Genomic DNA, 15,514 nt, shown 5'->3' with positions numbered 1-15,514 from the left:
TCTCGAGGTTGCGGCGCGAGATTCCGGGTTCACGCTTCGCGTGCCCCGGAATGACGCTGCGCGTCAATTCCGGTCTTCCGGCAGCGTCGGCAGCGGCGAGACCTCGACGCCTTCGTCGATCAGCGCGCGGGCCTCTTCGGGCGAGGCTTCGCCGTAGATCGGCCGGTGCTCGATATCGCCGTAATGCATCTTGCGCGCTTCGTTCGGGAAGCGGTCGCCGACATTGTCGGCGTTCTTCACGATGTGGTCGCGCAGCTCCTTCAGCTTGCTGCGCAGCTCGCGCTCCTGCGCCATCATCAGCGACGTCGATTCATTGCCAGTCGCCTCGACGGGCGCGGCCGGCGCCGGCTGGGCCGGTTCGCGGCCCTTCTTGCTGACGACCTGCGGCGCCATGATCGCGCGCTCGATCTTGCTCGAGCCGCACGACGGGCAATCGATCAGGTGACGCCGCTCCTGCGATTCATAGGCCGCGGAGCTCTGGAACCAGCTCTCGAACTGGTGGCCGCGCTCGCAGCGCAGCGTGTAGCGGATCATGCCGAACCCCGGACGAGGTGCAGATGCTCCGGGCCGGCCTTGGGGTCGGCAATGCCGAAACGCCTGCCATGCTGCAACGAGGGAATGGTCTTGCGCGCAGTCTCGACCTTGGCGGGGTCGATCTCGGCCAGGAACACGCCCGGCTCGACGCCGCCCTCGGCGAGGATCTCGCCCCAGGGGTCGATGATCAGCGAATGCCCGAAGGTCTCGCGCTTGTTCTCATGCAGGCCGGCCTGCGCCGCTGCGAACACGAAGCAGCCGGTCTCGATGGCGCGGGCGCGCAGCAGCGTGTGCCAATGCGCTTCGCCGGTCTTGCGGGTGAAGGCGGACGGCACGGTGAGGAACGATGCGCCGGCTTCGGCCAGCGCGCGGTACAGCGCCGGGAAGCGCACGTCGTAGCAGATCGTGAGTCCGATTCGGCCCCAGGGTAGGTCGGAGATCACGGCGGTCTCGCCGGGCTGATAATTGGCCGATTCGCGATAGCTTTCGCCGCCCGGCAGATCGATATCGAACATATGGATCTTGTCGTAGCTCGCGAGCAGATTGCCCTCGGGCCCGATCAGGAACGAACGGTTGACCGCCTTCTCCGGCGAGTAGCGCAGCGCCAGCGAGCCGATATGCAGGTGGATCTTCAGTTCGGCGGCCAGCGCGCGATACGCCTTGAGCGACTGGTCGTCCTCTTCGCTCGCCAAATGCTCGAACAGCGCCTTGCGGTTGAGCTGCATCATGTTGCTGACCTCAGGGGTCAGCACGTACTTGGCACCCTGCGCCGCCGCCTCGCGGATCAGCCGCGTGCCCTGCTCGAGGCTCGGCTCCGGCAGCAATCCGGTGCGCATCTGCACCATGGCGGCGGTGAAAATGTTCTCCGTCATCAGGCGCCGCCTCCGTTGCTGAGCAGGCCGTCGAGCTTGCCCTCGCGGTCGAGCGCGTAGAGCTCGTCGCAGCCGCCGACATGGGTCTTGCCGATGAAGATCTGCGGGAAGGTCGAGCCGGCACCGGCGCGGCCATACATCTCGTCGCGATAGGCCGGGTTGCTGGCGACGCTCAATTCGGTGAACGCGGCGTTCTTGCGCGTCAAAAGCGATTTGGCCGCGCTGCAATAACCGCAGCCCGGGCGGGTGTAGATTTCAATGGCAGCGGTCATGGTGCGCTCGGTTGAACCAGAATGTCAGATTATATGGGAGCGCGGTGGGTATCGACAACCCGGGCATACACCAGCACGTCGACCTGCGCGGCTTTGGCGCGGAGCAGCGCCCGTGCGCAGGCGTCCACTGTCGCGCCCGAGGTCAGGACGTCGTCGATCAGGATCACGCGGCGGCCCTGGACGTCAGCCTTGCGTTCATCGGCGACCCCGAATGCGCCCTGGACATTGCTGGCGCGATCCTTGCGTGACAGCCCGATCTGCTGCTCGGTGGCGCGGATGCGCCGCAGCGCTTCGGCAGTCATTTTGACGCCGCTCTGGAGCGCGATCACCTTGGCGAGCGCCCCGGACTGGTTGTAGCGCCGGCTCCAGCCGCGCCGCCAGTGCAGAGGAACCGGAACCAGCAGATCGGCGTCGTGGAGCAATTCCTTCCCCGCCCGCGCCATCCAGCGACCCATTGTGGGCGCCAGATCGGTGCGATCCTGGTATTTCAATGCGTGCACCAGCGTGCGCGCGACATCGTCATAGCGCACCGCGGCGCGGGCTCTGCTGTAGGCCGGCGGATTGGCGATCGCCTCCATCGACAGCAGCTCGGGGCCGGGATCGTAGACGAAGGGAATCCCGAGCCGCGGGCAGAACGGCGGCGCGATGAACGACAATCTGGCCCAGCAGGTCGCGCACACCCCCTCGCCATCGACTGGCTCACGGCACGAAACGCATAGCGTCGGCAGCGCGATATCGAGCGCCAGCCGCGCGGTGCGCAGCCACGCGCTCCCGATCGCGCCGAGCGCGCGGTGGACGTGACCGGTAATGGAGCGTGTCGGTGATGCCTCGGCGTCCATGGCGGGCGAGGCTAGCGTTTGATCAATGCAGGCTCAAGGCACATTGCCTGCGGCGGCGGTCCGGCGTAACCAGCCGGCATGACACCGAACCCGCCGACCGCCCCCATCCTGTTCGATCGCGCCTTGCTCGGCGCGCGGCTGGCGCGCGCGCGGCGCGAGGGCGCGGCGACATTCCTGCTCGAGCGTGCCAGCGAAGACATGGCGGACCGCTTGCTGGCGGTGTCACGCAGCTTTTCGGCGGCTGCCGATGTCTGGACGCCGGGCAACGGGCTCGCGGACGCCCTGCATGGGCGTGTCGCCGCGGTCGATGCGATCGGATTCAGTGAGGCGGAAGCGCTCGGACTGGCGCCGGAGTCGCGCGATCTCGTGGTCTCCGCGCTCGCCTTCCAGTTCGTCAACGACCTACCGGGCGTGCTGGCGCAGATCCGCCGGGGGCTGAAGCCGGACGGGCTATTGCTTGCGGCGATGCTCGGCGGCGATACGCTGACCGAGCTGCGGCAGAGCTTTGCCGCGGCGGAGGCCGAGTGCGAGGGCGGGGCCTCGCCGCGCGTCGCGCCGTTCGCCGATCTGCGCGATATCGGCGCGCTGCTGCAGCGGGCGGGATTCGCGCTGCCGGTGACCGACGTCGACCGCGTCGTGGTGCGCTATGCCAGCGCCTTCGCGCTGATGGCCGATCTCAGGCGCATGGGCGCCACCAATGTGCTGCGCGAGCGCCGGCACACCTTGACCCGCCGCGCCACCATGCTGCGCATGGCGCAGATCTACGGCGAGCGTTTCGCCGATCCCGACGGCCGCATCCGCGCCACCTTCGACATCGTCTGGCTGTCCGGCTGGGCGCCGCATGAAGGCCAGCCGAAGCCGCTCAAGCCCGGCTCGGCGAAAGCGAGCTTGGAGGCGGCGGTGAAGGGGACGAAGCGTTAGGGACGCACGATGCAAGGACTCCCTCTCCCGCTTGCGGGGGAGGGTTGGGGTGGGGTCTCTCCACGAGTCGTATCGCGGAAATGGCCCCCACCCGGATCGCATCTGCGATGCGATCCGGCCTCCCCCGCAAGCGGGAGAGGCCGACCGAGCCAGCGGATAAGTCGCGTTCATATGCGATTGCCCTGCCCTTGCGGGGAAGGCGAGGGGGCGCTTACGCGATTTCGGAATAATGGAATTATGCCGGTGAGTTGCCCGACGTGTCAAGTCGCCTGGTCGGACGCCGGCCACCGCCACCTGCTTTGCATGGGGTTGTTTTCGATATTTTGGTAGCGCGCCTCCCCGCGAGCGGAAGAGGCGAAGAAGATCACAGCAACAGATCGATCAGATGCGGCAGCAGCGGGATGTCCGCGGGCGGCATCGGGTAGTCGCGTAGCTTGCTTGCGCGGACCCAGGCGAGGTTCTGGCCCTCGCGCGCCACCGCGATGCCCTCCCAGCGCCGGCAGATGTAGAGCGGCATCAGCAGATGGAAGGTCTCGTAGGCATGGCTGGCGAAGGTCAGCGGCGCGAGGCACGGCTCGCTCACGGTGATGCCGATCTCCTCGTGCAGTTCGCGGATCAGGGTCTGCTCCGGCCGCTCGCCGGGCTCGATCTTGCCGCCGGGGAATTCCCACAGGCCGGCCAGCGCCTTGCCCTCGGGGCGCTGCGCCAGCAGCACGCGCTTGTCGGCATCGACAAGCGCGCAGGCGACGACGAGGGTCAGCTTGATGTCAGCCATGCGGCGGGGGATTCCTTCCAGTCTGCAAGCTTTCATTAACCAGCAACGCGCTGTCAGCCAAACGATTTATGCCCGCGCGGCTTTCCGCGATCGCGATAAGCCGGCCTTAATTCGTATCCGGCAGGGTGAAGGTTCTCATCTATCTGCCCATCATATTCTTTGCCGACATAACCCATGAGCACCTTGATCCGGACCATCAGCCGTTTCCGTCGCGATCGCTCCGGCAACATCGCAATGACCTTTGGCCTCGCTGTGCTGCCGCTCGTCGTCGCAGTCGGATGCGCGGTCGACTATTCCCGCGCCAACCAGATCCGCAGCAAGCTGATATCGGCCGCCGACGCCGCGAGCGTCGGATCGATCGCCAAGGCGTCGCCCGGCTTCATCGCCGCCGGCGCCATGACCTCGGACGGCGAGATCCAGGCGGGCGAAGCCGATGCAACCAAGATCTTCAACGGCAACATCTTGAACCAGAACGGCTTCACGCTGACCAGCGTGACGCCGACCATGACCAAGAACGGCGGCGTCATCACCTCGACGGTCAAGTTCACCGCCGATGTCCCGACCATGTTCCTCGGCGTGATCGGACAAAGCAAGATGACGGTGACCGGCGCGTCGACCTCGACCGCGAACATGCCGCTCTATATCGATTTCTATCTCCTGCTCGACAACTCGCCGTCGATGGGGGTTGCGGCGACGCCCGCTGACGTGACCAAGATGGTCAACAACACGTCCGACAAGTGCGCCTTCGCCTGTCACGACTACAACGACGCCGACAACTACTACAATCTCGCCAAGACGCTCGGCGTGACGACGCGGATCGACGTGCTGCGCAGCGCGACCCAGCAATTGATGGACACGGCCGCGAACACTGCGACCTATGCCAGCCAGTACCGGATGGCGATCTACGATTTCGGCGCCTCGTCGAAGACGATCGGCCTGCGCGCGCTGTTCTCGCTGTCGACCAGCCTGTCGAGCGCCAAGACCGCGGCCGGCAACATCGACCTGATGGGCGTCTACGGCAACAACGATACCTACACCGCCGACAAGGACAGCCAGTTCTCGACGGTGCTTCCGGCCATCAGCAACGCGATCAGCGCGCCGGGCCCGGGCACGGCGGCAGCGCCGATGAAATACCTGTTCTTCGTATCCGACGGCGTGGCCGACGAGCCGAATTCAAGCTGCCTGAAGCCGATCAGCGGCGGCAATCGCTGCCAGTCGCCGATCAATCCGGCGCTGTGCACGGCGATCAAGAACCGCGGCATCAAGATTGCGGTGCTCTACACGACTTACCTGCAGCTACCGACCAACAGCTGGTACATGACCTGGATCGATCCGTTCAACCAGGGCCCGTTCGGCCCGTCGCCGAACAGCCAGATCGCGCAGAACATGCAGGCCTGCGCGTCGCCGGGCTTCTATTTCGAGGTCAGCCCGACGCAAGGCATCGCCGACGCGATGAACGCGCTGTTCAAGAAGGCCGTCGCCGACGCGCGGATCAGCAGCTAGCGAAGCGCACACGCTCTATCACCGTCACCCTGAGGAGGCCGCAAAGCGGCCGTCTCGAAGGGTCGACGGCCCGATTTTCTCCGCGCGGCGCTATCGGGCCGTGCATCCTTCGAGACGCGCTACGCGCTCCTCAGGATGACGGGACTCACGCCGTCATTGCGAGCCAACGGGTCGCGCGAACGCGCGCCCGATGACAGGCTCCGCGAAGCAATCCATCTGTCCGCATGCATGGACGGATGGATTGCTTCGTCGCTTCGCTCCTCGCAATGACGGCGGTGATTGGGAAAGCGATTACGACCTGTAGTCGCCGTTGATCGCGACGTATTCCTTGGTGAGGTCGCAGGTCAGCACGCGGTCTTTGGCCTTGCCGAGGCCGAGCGCGACCTTGATCTGGATCTTCGGCGCCTTCATCGCCTCCGACACCTCTTTCTCGTTGTAGGACGGATCGCGCGCGCCGCTCTTGGCGACGCGGATGCCGTTGAAGGAGATCGAGAGCTTGTCGCGGTTGGCGGGCTCGCCGGCCTTGCCGACCGCCATCACCACGCGGCCCCAATTGGCGTCCTCGCCGGCGATCGCGGTCTTCACCAGCGGCGAATTGGCGATCGACATCGCGATTCTGCGTGCCGACGGTTTGGTGGTGGCGCCCTCGACCACGACCTCGACCAGCTTGCGCGCGCCTTCGCCGTCGCGCGCCACCTGCTCGGACAGATCAGCGAGGATCTGCTGGAACGCCTTGGTGAAGGCCTTCAGCCGCGGGTCGCCGGCGCGCGAGATCTTCGGCGCGCCGTTGGCAGCGGCGGCGCCGGTCGCGAAGGCGAGCAGCGTGTCCGAGGTCGAGGTATCGCCGTCGATGGTCAGCGCATTGAAGGTGTCCTCGACGCCGGCCTTGAGCAGCGATTGCAGCACCGAGGCCGACAGCGGCGCGTCGGTGAAGACGAACGACAGCATGGTCGCCATGTCCGGCATGATCATGCCGGCGCCCTTGGCCATGCCGTTGATCGTCACCTTGGCCTTGCCGAGCTTGACGGTCGCGGTGGCGACCTTCGGAAAGGTGTCGGTGGTCATGATCGCCTTCGCCGCGTCCATCCAGAGATCGGGGGTCGCGGTCTCGGCGAGCTGCGCCAGCACGCCGTCGAACTTGGTGGCGTCGAGCGGCTCGCCGATCACGCCGGTGGAGGCGAGGAACACGTCCGACGTCGAGCAGCCGACCGCCTTCGCCGCGATCTGCGCGGTCAGCGCGGTGGACGCCTTGCCGGTCTTGCCGGTGAAGGCGTTGGCGTTGCCGGAATTGACCACCAGCGCGCGCGCGGCGCCGCCCTTCAGCTTGGCGCGGCACCATTCGACTGGCGCCGACGGGCACTTCGACTTGGTGAAGACGCCGGCCACCGCGGTGCCCTTGTCGAGCAGTGCGAGCAGCACGTCGGTGCGCCCCTTGTAGCGGATGCCGGCGGCAGCGGTCGCAAGCCGCACACCCGCGATCACGGGCATCTCGGGAACGTCGGGCGGGGCGAGGGGGGAGACGGCGGTGGACATCGGCAAGCTTCCGGCTACGGGGAGGGAAGCGCTCCATAACATCTCGCCGCAAGAAGCGGGAGAGGGCTGCGATGCGAACGCGCTGTCATGAATCGTTCAAGGAAGCAGCAGGGCGACGAATGCGTAGCCCGGATGGAGCGCAGCGCAATCCGGGACGAGTCCCTCCGCGGCAACAGACCCCGGATTTCGCTGCGCTTCATCCGGGCTACGAGGAGGCTGCAAAAAAGCAAAATGGCCGGGACATGCCCGGCCATCGCGCAGTGAAGCTATTGACGTCGCGAAGCTTACTTCTTCGCCGGCGCCATCTTGTTGTCGGCCGGCTTCGGCGCGTCCTTGGCGGCATCCGCCGGCGCGGCCGCATCGGCCGGCTTGTCCATGCGCTCGACCTTGGCGGCCTCGCGCAGCTTGGCGACATAATCGGCCTGGGCCTTGCGGGTCACATAGGTCTCGATCTGGGCCTTCACCTGCTCGAAGTCGGGCGCCTTGCGGTTGCGCTTTTCCTCGACCTTGATGATGTGCCAGCCGAACTGCGACTTGACCGGATCGGAGATCTTGCCCGGCTCGAGCGAGAAGGCGACCGCGGAGAATTCCGGCACCATCTGCTCCTTGGTGAAGAAGCCGAGGTCGCCGCCGTCGGAGGCGCCGGGGTCCTTGGACTTCTTCTTGGCGAGCTCGCCGAAGTCGGCGCCCTTGTCGAGCTCGGCCTTGATCGCCTTGGCCTCGTCCTCGGTCTCGACCAGGATGTGGCGGGCGCGCACCTCCTGCTCGCCGGTGATCTGCTTGGCGGCCTCCTCATAGACCTTCTTCATGGCGTCGTCGGTGGTCGCGGCCTTGCCCTCGCTGGCAAGCAGGCTGTCCATCAACAGGCGGTTGCGGGTGAAGGCGAGCCGCTTCTTGAAGTCGTCATTGTTCTCGATCTTCTTGTCCTCGGCGGCCTTGGACACGATCTTCATGTCGATCAGGAAGGACAGCACGTTGTCCTTGCGGGTCGAGGGGTCCATCTGCTGCAGGCTCGGGCCGAGTTCCTCCTCGGCGAGCGCCACGTCGCTGGCGTGGATCTCCGAGCCGTTGACCTTCGCCAGCACCGGGTCGGATTCCGCGGCCCGGACCGGGAGGCCGGCAGCCAGCACTGCGACAAGACAGCCCGTCGCGGCCAGGGTGGCGAGGCCGAGGCGCAGGCCGGTTTTGGTTTCCGGGGGCGAGGTGGTCATGCAAAATCCTTGTCTCAAAGGGGGGAAGCTCGAGCGGGGCGGACACTCGCCCAATCGTGTTACATTGGCAACGCGAAAGTCTTGTCAAAATGATGAATTCCTTGACATCTTGCCAGCGTTGACAACCCCCCGACCGGGCCATATCTCTGGCCAACCGCGTCAGCGGCGAGAGCGCTTATTTTGCTGCGTTTTTCGCCGTTGAACCCAGGATGGCCTGTTTCCCACTCAATTGGCGGAGGAGCCCCCGGGCCGGGGCTCGAACCGTAGCGCGTCACGGTGAGTTGATAGGCGATCCGGCGGACCATCTCAGGCTGTAATCCAAGACTGAATTCCAAGTTGAATTCCAACACTGAACGAAGACCGAACTCGAGACCGAAGAACAGGAATTTCGCATGATCGGCGCTCTCGCCCGCAAGTTTTTCGGCTCCGCCAACGACCGTCGGGTCAAGGGGTATCAGTCCCGCGTCAACGCCATCAACGCGCTGGAGCCCGAGCTCGTCAAACTGACGGACGATCAGCTCAAGGCCCGCACCGCCGAGTTCAAGCAGCAGCTCGCCAGCGGCAAGACGCTGGACGACATCCTGGTTCCGGCCTTCGCCACGGTGCGCGAGGCCGCCAAGCGGACGCTCGGCCAGCGCCATTTCGACGTTCAGCTGATCGGCGGCATGGTGCTGCACGAGGGCGACATCGCCGAGATGAAGACCGGCGAAGGCAAGACGCTGGTCGCAACGCTCGCGGTCTACCTGAACGCGCTCGCCGGCAAGGGCGTCCACGTCGTCACCGTCAACGACTACCTCGCCCGCCGCGACTCCGGCTGGATGGGCCAGATCTACGCCTTCCTGGGGCTGACCACCGGCGTGATCGTGCACGGCCTCGACGACGCCGAGCGCAAGGCCGCCTATGCCTGCGACATCACCTACGGCACCAACAACGAATACGGCTTCGACTATCTGCGCGACAACATGAAGTACCGCCTGGAGGACATGGTCCAGCGCGAGCACTACTACGCGATCGTCGACGAAGTGGACTCGATCCTGATCGACGAGGCGCGCACGCCGCTGATCATCTCCGGCCCGCTCGACGACCGCTCGGATTTCTACAACACGATCGACACCTTCATGCCGAATCTCGCCAAGAAGGACGACTACGAGGTCGACGAGAAGCAGCGCACGGTGACGCTGACCGAAGGCGGCATGGAGAAGCTGGAGAACCTGCTGCGCGACGCCGGCCAGCTCAAGGGCGACTCGCTTTACGACGTCGAGAACGTCTCCGTCGTGCATCACGTCAACCAGGCGCTGCGCGCGCACACGCTGTTCACGCGCGACAAGGACTACATCGTCCGCGACGACGAGGTCGTCATCATCGACGAGTTCACCGGCCGCATGATGCAGGGCCGCCGCTATTCGGAAGGCCTGCACCAGGCGCTGGAAGCCAAGGAGCACGTCACGGTCCAGCCCGAGAACCAGACGCTGGCCTCGATCACCTTCCAGAACTATTTCCGGATGTACCAGAAGCTGTCCGGCATGACCGGCACGGCGCTGACCGAAGCCGACGAACTGTTCGACATCTACAAGCTCGAGGTCGTTGAGATCCCGACTAACCTGCCGGTGGCGCGCCTTGACGAGGACGACGAGGTCTACCGCACCCAGAACGAGAAATACGCCGCGATCCTTGCCGAGATCGAGCGCGCCAACAAGCGGCTGCAGCCAGTGCTGGTCGGCACGGCGTCGATCGAGAAGTCGGAAGTGCTGGCCGAGTACCTGAAGAAGCACGGCTACAAGCAGATCGACTTCACGTCCGAATCCGGCATGGAGAAGCTCTATGCCGCGGCGCGCGCCGGCAAGCCGGCAAAGCTGTTCGCGGTGCTGAACGCGCGCTTCCACGAGCAGGAAGCCTATATCGTCGCGGAAGCCGGTGTGCCGGGCGCGATCACGATCGCGACCAACATGGCCGGCCGCGGCACCGACATCAAGCTCGGCGGCTCGCTCGAGATGCGGATCCAGCAGGAGACCGCCGGGATCACGGATGAGGCCGAGAAGGCCAAGAAGATCGAGCAGATCAAGGCCGACATCGAGCGCTTCCGCGAGATCGTGCTGAAGGCGGAAGAGGATTTCGAGGTCGAGCCCGCCAAGGGCAACAAGCCCGCGAAAACCGTGAAGAAGCCGGGCGGCCTCTACATCATCGGCTCCGAGCGTCACGAATCCCGCCGCATCGACAACCAGCTGCGCGGCCGTTCCGGCCGTCAGGGCGATCCCGGCCGCTCGAAGTTCTTCCTGTCGCTGGAAGACGATCTGATGCGCATCTTCGGCTCCGATCGGCTCGACAGCATGCTGCAGCGGCTCGGCCTGCAGGAAGGCGAAGCCATCATCCATCCCTGGATCAACAAGGCGCTCGAGAAGGCGCAGCAGAAGGTCGAGGCGCGCAACTTCGACATCCGCAAGAACCTCTTGAAGTTCGACAACGTCCAGAACGACCAGCGCAAGGTGATCTTCGACCAGCGCGTCGACCTGATGAAGGACGACAGCGTCGTCGAGACCGTGACCGACATGCGCCATGCCTTCGTCGAGGACGTGGTCGCCAAATACATTCCCGAGCACGCCTATGCCGAGCAGTGGGACACTGCGGGCCTCAAGGACGAGCTGAAGCGCGTGCTCGATGTCGATCTGCCGGTTGACGAATGGGCCAAGGAAGAGGGCATCGCCGACGAGGAGCTGCTGACCCGCATCGAGACCCACGTCGACGAGCGCATGGCGGCGAAGGTCGCGCAATGGGGTCCCGACGTGATGCGTTACGTCGAGAAGACCATCCTGCTGCAGACGCTGGACCATCTCTGGCGCGAGCACCTGATCATGCTCGACCACCTGCGCCAGGTGATCGGGCTGCGCGGCTATGGCCAGCGCGATCCGTTGCAGGAGTACAAGACCGAGGCCTTCAACCTGTTCCAGGAGATGAGCGCGCATCTGCGCGAGGCCGTCACCGCGCAGCTGATGCGGGTCGAGATCGTGCCGCCGGAGGAGCCGCCGCAGCCGCTGCCGCTGATGGAAGCGCACAAGCTCGATCCCAACACCGGCGAGGACGAGTTCGCGCAGGCCCGCCTGACCGAGGCGACCTACGCCCAGGCCTCGCTGGCGCCGGGGATGATTGCCACCGACCGCGATCCGAACGATCCGGCGAGCTGGGGCAAGGTCGGCCGCAACGAGGACTGCCCCTGCGGGTCTGGCAAGAAGTACAAGCACTGCCACGGCCGGTACGCGTAGCCGCCGCGCGCGCCGACGCCGCGGGCGACTGGCCCGCCCGTCGAGCCGCAGCGCCTTCAGCCGGCGAAGGCCCTGTCGAGATCGGCGATCACGATCTTCTGCATCTTCAGCATCGCCTGCATCGCGCGGTCGGCTGCCTTGCGATCGGGGGCGCTGAGATAGCGGCCGAGCGCGGTCGGGATCACCTGCCAGGACAGGCCGAAGCGGTCCTTGAGCCAGCCGCAGCGCGATTCCTGGCCGCCGTCGGTGAGCTTCTCCCAGAAGTAGTCCACCTGCTCCTGGGTCTCGACGCTCAGGAAGAACGACACCGCCTCGTTGAACTTGTGCTGCGGCCCGCCATTGAGCGCGTGGAACCGCTGCCCTTCGAGCTCGAAGCTCGCCATGAAATCGCTGACGGTCTCGATCTTGGCGTTCGGAAACACCGATTGGTAGAAGGCAACCGCGTCGCGGACGTTGTTGTCGAGCCAGAGGAACGGCGTGATCGAAGTCATGACGGGAAATCCTCACTAACGAGTAATCGGGTGGACCAGCGCGGCCAAGCGCGAAGGCTGCGCCGCAGGGCGCGCCCCAAGGACGCACCAAACCGCCGCATCCCGACATTTTCCTGCCGGTCTTTTTTCGATGGTTTCGGTAAGAGCGCGCCGGGCCGGCGCTGGCCTAATTGGCGCTGCCGATCAGGCTTTCCAGCAGGCGCTTGAGCTCGGTGGTCGACTTGTCGCCATAGCTCTCGACGATGTGCTCCTCCTGGCTCACCGCGAGCGAGTTGAGCCGCCGGCACAGCGCCTTGCCGCGGTCGGAGACGAACATCAGCACCTTGCGGCGATCCTTGGGATCCTGGACGCGATAGACCAGCGCGTCCGACACCATGCGGTCGATCATCTTGGTCAGCGTCGGATGGTTGAGCAGCACAGCATCCGCAAGCTCGCCCATCGAGTGGCCGTTGCCGTCGGACAGCACCTTCAGGATGCGCCACTGCTCGACCGGCACGCCTTCCTTGGCGAGCCGCGTCTCCAACTGCCGGTTGATCTCCCGGTTGGCTTGCGCCAGCAGGTAGGCGAGATGTTCGGTGATCGGGGAATTTTCTTTCGGCGGTTTAGCCACGGCGTGAGACCTGGTTCCTGACCCGGTGAATGAATGTCCGGCAACTCATGCCGTTTCTATATGCACTTCAATTGTTGAATATTCAATATTTTCACCTAGGATATTCCCCCAACCAAGGGGCGGATGCCGCGACCGCCCGCTGGCTGCGTTGCGTACTGCTTCCCAGACAGGAGTTGGCGTGCTCTCGACGGTCTCTTTCCAGGCGTATGGCGGCATGCCCGTCGCGCCGCCGCTGCTGTTTCGAAATCCGTCGTCCTGCGCGGCCGATCTCGCTTTGACCCTCAAGCCCGGCTCGTCGCGCCGTCGCGGCACCGACAGCAAGCTTCGAATCGGCAATTTCATCACCTTCTCCGGCGCGCCCGGGATCTGGGGGCCGATCTCCGCCAACAGCGTCATGCTCGCGGTCGCCGAGATCAACCGCCGCGGCGGCATCCGCGGCCGCGAGGTCGAATTGTCGATGTACGACGCCGGCGGCCCGATCGAGGAGGTGGTGCGCCGCGCCGAGCGGGCGATCGCGTTCGACGAGATCGACGTGATCATGGGCTCGCATATCTCGGCGGTGCGCCTCGCGCTGCGCAAGGTCACGGCCGGCCGCATCCCCTATGTCTACACGCCGGTCTATGAGGGCGGCGAGAGGACGCCCGGCGTGATGGCGATCGGCGAGACGCCGCGCGCCGAGAGTCGCCCGGCGATCCACTGGCTCACCGAGGTCAAGAAGACGCAGCGCTGGTATCTGATCGGCAGCGATTATGTCTGGCCCTGGCAGTCGCATCGCGCGGTGAAGCGCTATATCAAGGAGGCCGGCGGCCATGTCGTCGGCGAGGAATTCGTTCCGCTCGGCGAGGACAATCACGAGCCGCATCTGGCGCGGATTCGCGCCGCCAAGCCCGACGTCGTGCTGATCAGCCTGATCGGCACCGACAGCATCACCTTCAACCGCGCCTTCGCCGAGGCGGGGCTTGCGGCGACCACGCTGCGTTACGCCGGCGCGATGGACGAGACCGTGATGCTCGGCATCGGCCCGGACTCGACCGAGAACCTGTTCTGCGCCTCCGGCTATTTCGGCTGCATCGATTCGCGCGCCAATGACGACTTTCGGACCAGTTACCGCGCGATGTTCGGGGCGCATGCGCCGCCTATCGGTTCGGTCGGGCAGTCCAATTATGAGGGGATGCGCTTTCTCGAGGCGGCGGCCAATCAGGCGCGCTCGCTGTCGATCGGACCGTTGTCCGCCGCAGCGCACAACCTCGTCTACAGCGGCGCGCGCGGCACCGTCACCATCCGCGACGGCCGCGCCGAGATGCCGATCTATCTTGCCGAGGCCGACGGTCTCGACTTCAATGTGATCAGGACGATCTAGATGGACCGGGCGATGCCGCGCTCGCCGCGCGGCTTGCCGGTGCCAGACAGGAGCAGGTGTGCATTCGACGCCCTACGTCATGGCCCGAACCTCGAGCAACAGGTATGGCGGCCTTCCATGCCCGCCTTCCCTGCTGTTCCGGAACCTGACGTCGGCGCGGTCCGATCGCATATTTTCACCGATGGATCGGGACGGTTTCGGTCCGCGCGGTGCGCGCAGCCGGCTTCGGATCGCCGGCTTCGTCTGCTGCACCGGTTCGCCCGGGATGTGGGGACCGGCCGCGACCTCGAGCGCACAGCTCGCCGTCGCCGACATCAACCGGCGCGGCGGCATCCTCGGCCGCGAGGTCGAGTTCTCGGTCTATGACGCCGGCGGACCGATCGAGGACGTGCTCGATCGCGCCGAGCAGGCGATCGCATCCGACGACGTCGATCTCATCATGGGCATGCACACCAGCGCGGTGCGCGTCGCGTTGCGTGGCCTGATCACCCGCAGCAAGATCCCCTACATCTACACGCCGGTCTATGAGGGTGGCGAGCGGACGCCGGGCGTCATTGCGATCGGCGAGACGCCGCGCTGGCAGAACCGGCCGTCGATCCACTGGCTGGCCGAGGCGAAGCGCGCCTCGCGCTGGTACCTGATCGGCAGCGATTATGTCTGGCCATGGCAGTCGCACCGCGCGGTGAAGCGTTACATCAAGGAGACCGGCGGTCTCGTGGTCGGCGAGGAGTTCGTGCCGGTCGGCGAGGATAATCACGAGGCGCAGCTGGAACGCATCCGCGCCGCGAAGCCCGATGTCGTGCTGATCTCGCTGATCGGCACCGACAGCGTGACCTTCAACCGCGCCTTCGCCGATGCCGGCCTTGCCGCTACCACGCTGCGCTTTGCCGGCTGTTTCGACGAGACGGCGCTGCTCGGCATCGGCGCCGACAAGACCGAGAACCTGTACTGCGCCTCCGGCTATTTCCCCTCCGTCGGCTCGCAGGCCGGCGACGATTTCAGGGACCGCTATCGCGCGATGTTCGGGGCGTTCGCGCCGCCGGTCGGCTCGTGCAGCGAGTCCGCCTATGAAGGGTTCTGCCTGCTCGAGGCCGCCGCCAAGCGCGCCGGCACGCTGGACATGCGGCCGCTGCTCGCGGCGGCGGACAACCTCGTCTATCGCGGCCCGCGCGGTCCGGTCACGGTGCACAGCGGCCATGCCAGGATGCCGATGTATCTTGCCGAAGCCGATGGTCTCGACTTCAGGGTGATCAAGCCGATCTGAGCAGTGCGACGGCGTCGCCGGAAGGTTTTGCGAAATAATACTTGAAAAGGAAAATATTTCCGTTTTCAATAC

Annotated in this window: 14 protein-coding genes; 5 read left to right on the top strand and 9 right to left on the bottom strand. The window is 65.5% G+C overall.

Annotation, left to right across the window (positions count from 1 at the left end):
- Positions 1-63: 63 nt before the first annotated feature.
- From ACVW1B_RS33445 to ACVW1B_RS33430, 4 genes are read right to left on the bottom strand one after another with little or no spacing between them, the layout of a single operon-like run.
- Entirely contained in the window at positions 64-534 is a 471-nt protein-coding gene (locus ACVW1B_RS33445; protein ID WP_092083110.1) for a DUF1178 family protein, read from the bottom strand.
- Complete coding sequence (locus tag ACVW1B_RS33440) at positions 531-1,406, bottom strand: carbon-nitrogen hydrolase family protein (protein ID WP_057015555.1); 876 nt, start codon at positions 1,404-1,406, stop codon at positions 531-533. Before ACVW1B_RS33440 ends, ACVW1B_RS33445 begins: the two co-directional genes overlap by 4 nt.
- Complete coding sequence (grxC, locus tag ACVW1B_RS33435) at positions 1,406-1,678, bottom strand: glutaredoxin 3 (protein ID WP_057015554.1); 273 nt, start codon at positions 1,676-1,678, stop codon at positions 1,406-1,408. The genes ACVW1B_RS33440 and grxC overlap by 1 nt, the downstream gene beginning before the upstream one ends.
- 29 nt (positions 1,679-1,707) lie before the next feature.
- The gene (locus ACVW1B_RS33430; protein WP_456822745.1) at positions 1,708-2,517 is read right to left on the bottom strand and encodes a ComF family protein; all 810 of its coding nucleotides are present in this window, start codon (positions 2,515-2,517) and stop codon (positions 1,708-1,710) included.
- Between the two features lie 78 nt (positions 2,518-2,595).
- Between ACVW1B_RS33430 and ACVW1B_RS33425 the strand changes: the two genes are divergently transcribed.
- Entirely contained in the window at positions 2,596-3,438 is an 843-nt protein-coding gene (locus ACVW1B_RS33425; RefSeq protein ID WP_253606052.1) for a methyltransferase domain-containing protein, read from the top strand.
- 364 nt (positions 3,439-3,802) lie between these two features.
- Here ACVW1B_RS33425 and ACVW1B_RS33420 read toward each other — a convergent pair whose 3' ends face one another.
- A complete protein-coding gene (locus ACVW1B_RS33420) occupies positions 3,803-4,213 on the bottom strand; it encodes a (deoxy)nucleoside triphosphate pyrophosphohydrolase (RefSeq protein ID WP_028343243.1) in 411 nt (136 codons plus the stop codon).
- Positions 4,214-4,387: 174 nt separating this feature from the next.
- Between ACVW1B_RS33420 and ACVW1B_RS33415 the strand changes: the two genes are divergently transcribed.
- Positions 4,388-5,716 carry a TadE/TadG family type IV pilus assembly protein gene (locus ACVW1B_RS33415; RefSeq protein ID WP_253606053.1) on the top strand — a complete coding sequence of 443 codons (1,329 nt, stop codon included), beginning with the start codon at positions 4,388-4,390 and terminating at the stop codon, positions 5,714-5,716.
- Between the two features lie 291 nt (positions 5,717-6,007).
- Here ACVW1B_RS33415 and argJ read toward each other — a convergent pair whose 3' ends face one another.
- Together argJ and ACVW1B_RS33405 are read right to left on the bottom strand one after the other, a co-directional pair.
- Positions 6,008-7,249 carry a bifunctional glutamate N-acetyltransferase/amino-acid acetyltransferase ArgJ gene (gene argJ, locus ACVW1B_RS33410; protein ID WP_253606054.1) on the bottom strand — a complete coding sequence of 414 codons (1,242 nt, stop codon included), beginning with the start codon at positions 7,247-7,249 and terminating at the stop codon, positions 6,008-6,010.
- A 284-nt stretch (positions 7,250-7,533) separates the two neighbouring features.
- A complete protein-coding gene (locus ACVW1B_RS33405) occupies positions 7,534-8,460 on the bottom strand; it encodes a peptidylprolyl isomerase (RefSeq protein ID WP_028337312.1) in 927 nt (308 codons plus the stop codon).
- A gap of 392 nt (positions 8,461-8,852) precedes the next feature.
- On the opposite strand from ACVW1B_RS33405, the gene secA reads away from it, so the two are divergent.
- Entirely contained in the window at positions 8,853-11,717 is a 2,865-nt protein-coding gene (gene secA, locus ACVW1B_RS33400) for a preprotein translocase subunit SecA (RefSeq protein WP_253606055.1), read from the top strand.
- Between the two features lie 56 nt (positions 11,718-11,773).
- Here the strand turns inward: secA and ACVW1B_RS33395 are convergent, their stop codons facing one another.
- Positions 11,774-12,208, bottom strand: a complete 435-nt coding sequence (locus ACVW1B_RS33395; RefSeq protein ID WP_092083116.1) for a VOC family protein — start codon at positions 12,206-12,208, stop codon at positions 11,774-11,776.
- Between the two features lie 166 nt (positions 12,209-12,374).
- On the bottom strand, positions 12,375-12,818 hold the full coding sequence (locus ACVW1B_RS33390; RefSeq protein ID WP_016847408.1) for a MarR family winged helix-turn-helix transcriptional regulator: 444 nt from the start codon (positions 12,816-12,818) through the stop codon (positions 12,375-12,377).
- A gap of 178 nt (positions 12,819-12,996) precedes the next feature.
- Between ACVW1B_RS33390 and ACVW1B_RS33385 the strand changes: the two genes are divergently transcribed.
- Positions 12,997-14,178: a substrate-binding domain-containing protein gene (locus ACVW1B_RS33385; protein WP_253606056.1), complete on the top strand. Its 1,182-nt coding sequence runs from the start codon at positions 12,997-12,999 to the stop codon at positions 14,176-14,178.
- Positions 14,179-14,257: 79 nt separating this feature from the next.
- Positions 14,258-15,442, top strand: coding sequence for a substrate-binding domain-containing protein (locus ACVW1B_RS33380; protein WP_456823079.1), 1,185 nt, complete (start codon positions 14,258-14,260; stop codon positions 15,440-15,442).
- Positions 15,443-15,514 lie beyond the last annotated feature (72 nt).

The sequence above is a fragment of the Bradyrhizobium sp. USDA 4502 genome (genome assembly GCF_054063355.1).
The sequence above is the reverse complement of the archived record's forward strand: the minus strand, read 5'-3'. Positions and strand labels throughout refer to the sequence as shown.

Coding starts and splice junctions, on each gene's coding strand:
- ACVW1B_RS33445 (WP_092083110.1), bottom strand. CDS start 534: ATGATCCGCTACACGCTGCGCTGCGAGCGCGGCCACCAGTTCGAGAGC.
- ACVW1B_RS33440 (WP_057015555.1), bottom strand. CDS start 1,406: ATGACGGAGAACATTTTCACCGCCGCCATGGTGCAGATGCGCACCGGA.
- grxC (WP_057015554.1), bottom strand. CDS start 1,678: ATGACCGCTGCCATTGAAATCTACACCCGCCCGGGCTGCGGTTATTGC.
- ACVW1B_RS33430 (WP_456822745.1), bottom strand. CDS start 2,517: ATGGACGCCGAGGCATCACCGACACGCTCCATTACCGGTCACGTCCAC.
- ACVW1B_RS33425 (WP_253606052.1), top strand. CDS start 2,596: ATGACACCGAACCCGCCGACCGCCCCCATCCTGTTCGATCGCGCCTTG.
- ACVW1B_RS33420 (WP_028343243.1), bottom strand. CDS start 4,213: ATGGCTGACATCAAGCTGACCCTCGTCGTCGCCTGCGCGCTTGTCGAT.
- ACVW1B_RS33415 (WP_253606053.1), top strand. CDS start 4,388: ATGAGCACCTTGATCCGGACCATCAGCCGTTTCCGTCGCGATCGCTCC.
- argJ (WP_253606054.1), bottom strand. CDS start 7,249: ATGTCCACCGCCGTCTCCCCCCTCGCCCCGCCCGACGTTCCCGAGATG.
- ACVW1B_RS33405 (WP_028337312.1), bottom strand. CDS start 8,460: ATGACCACCTCGCCCCCGGAAACCAAAACCGGCCTGCGCCTCGGCCTC.
- secA (WP_253606055.1), top strand. CDS start 8,853: ATGATCGGCGCTCTCGCCCGCAAGTTTTTCGGCTCCGCCAACGACCGT.
- ACVW1B_RS33395 (WP_092083116.1), bottom strand. CDS start 12,208: ATGACTTCGATCACGCCGTTCCTCTGGCTCGACAACAACGTCCGCGAC.
- ACVW1B_RS33380 (WP_456823079.1), top strand. CDS start 14,258: ATGGCCCGAACCTCGAGCAACAGGTATGGCGGCCTTCCATGCCCGCCT.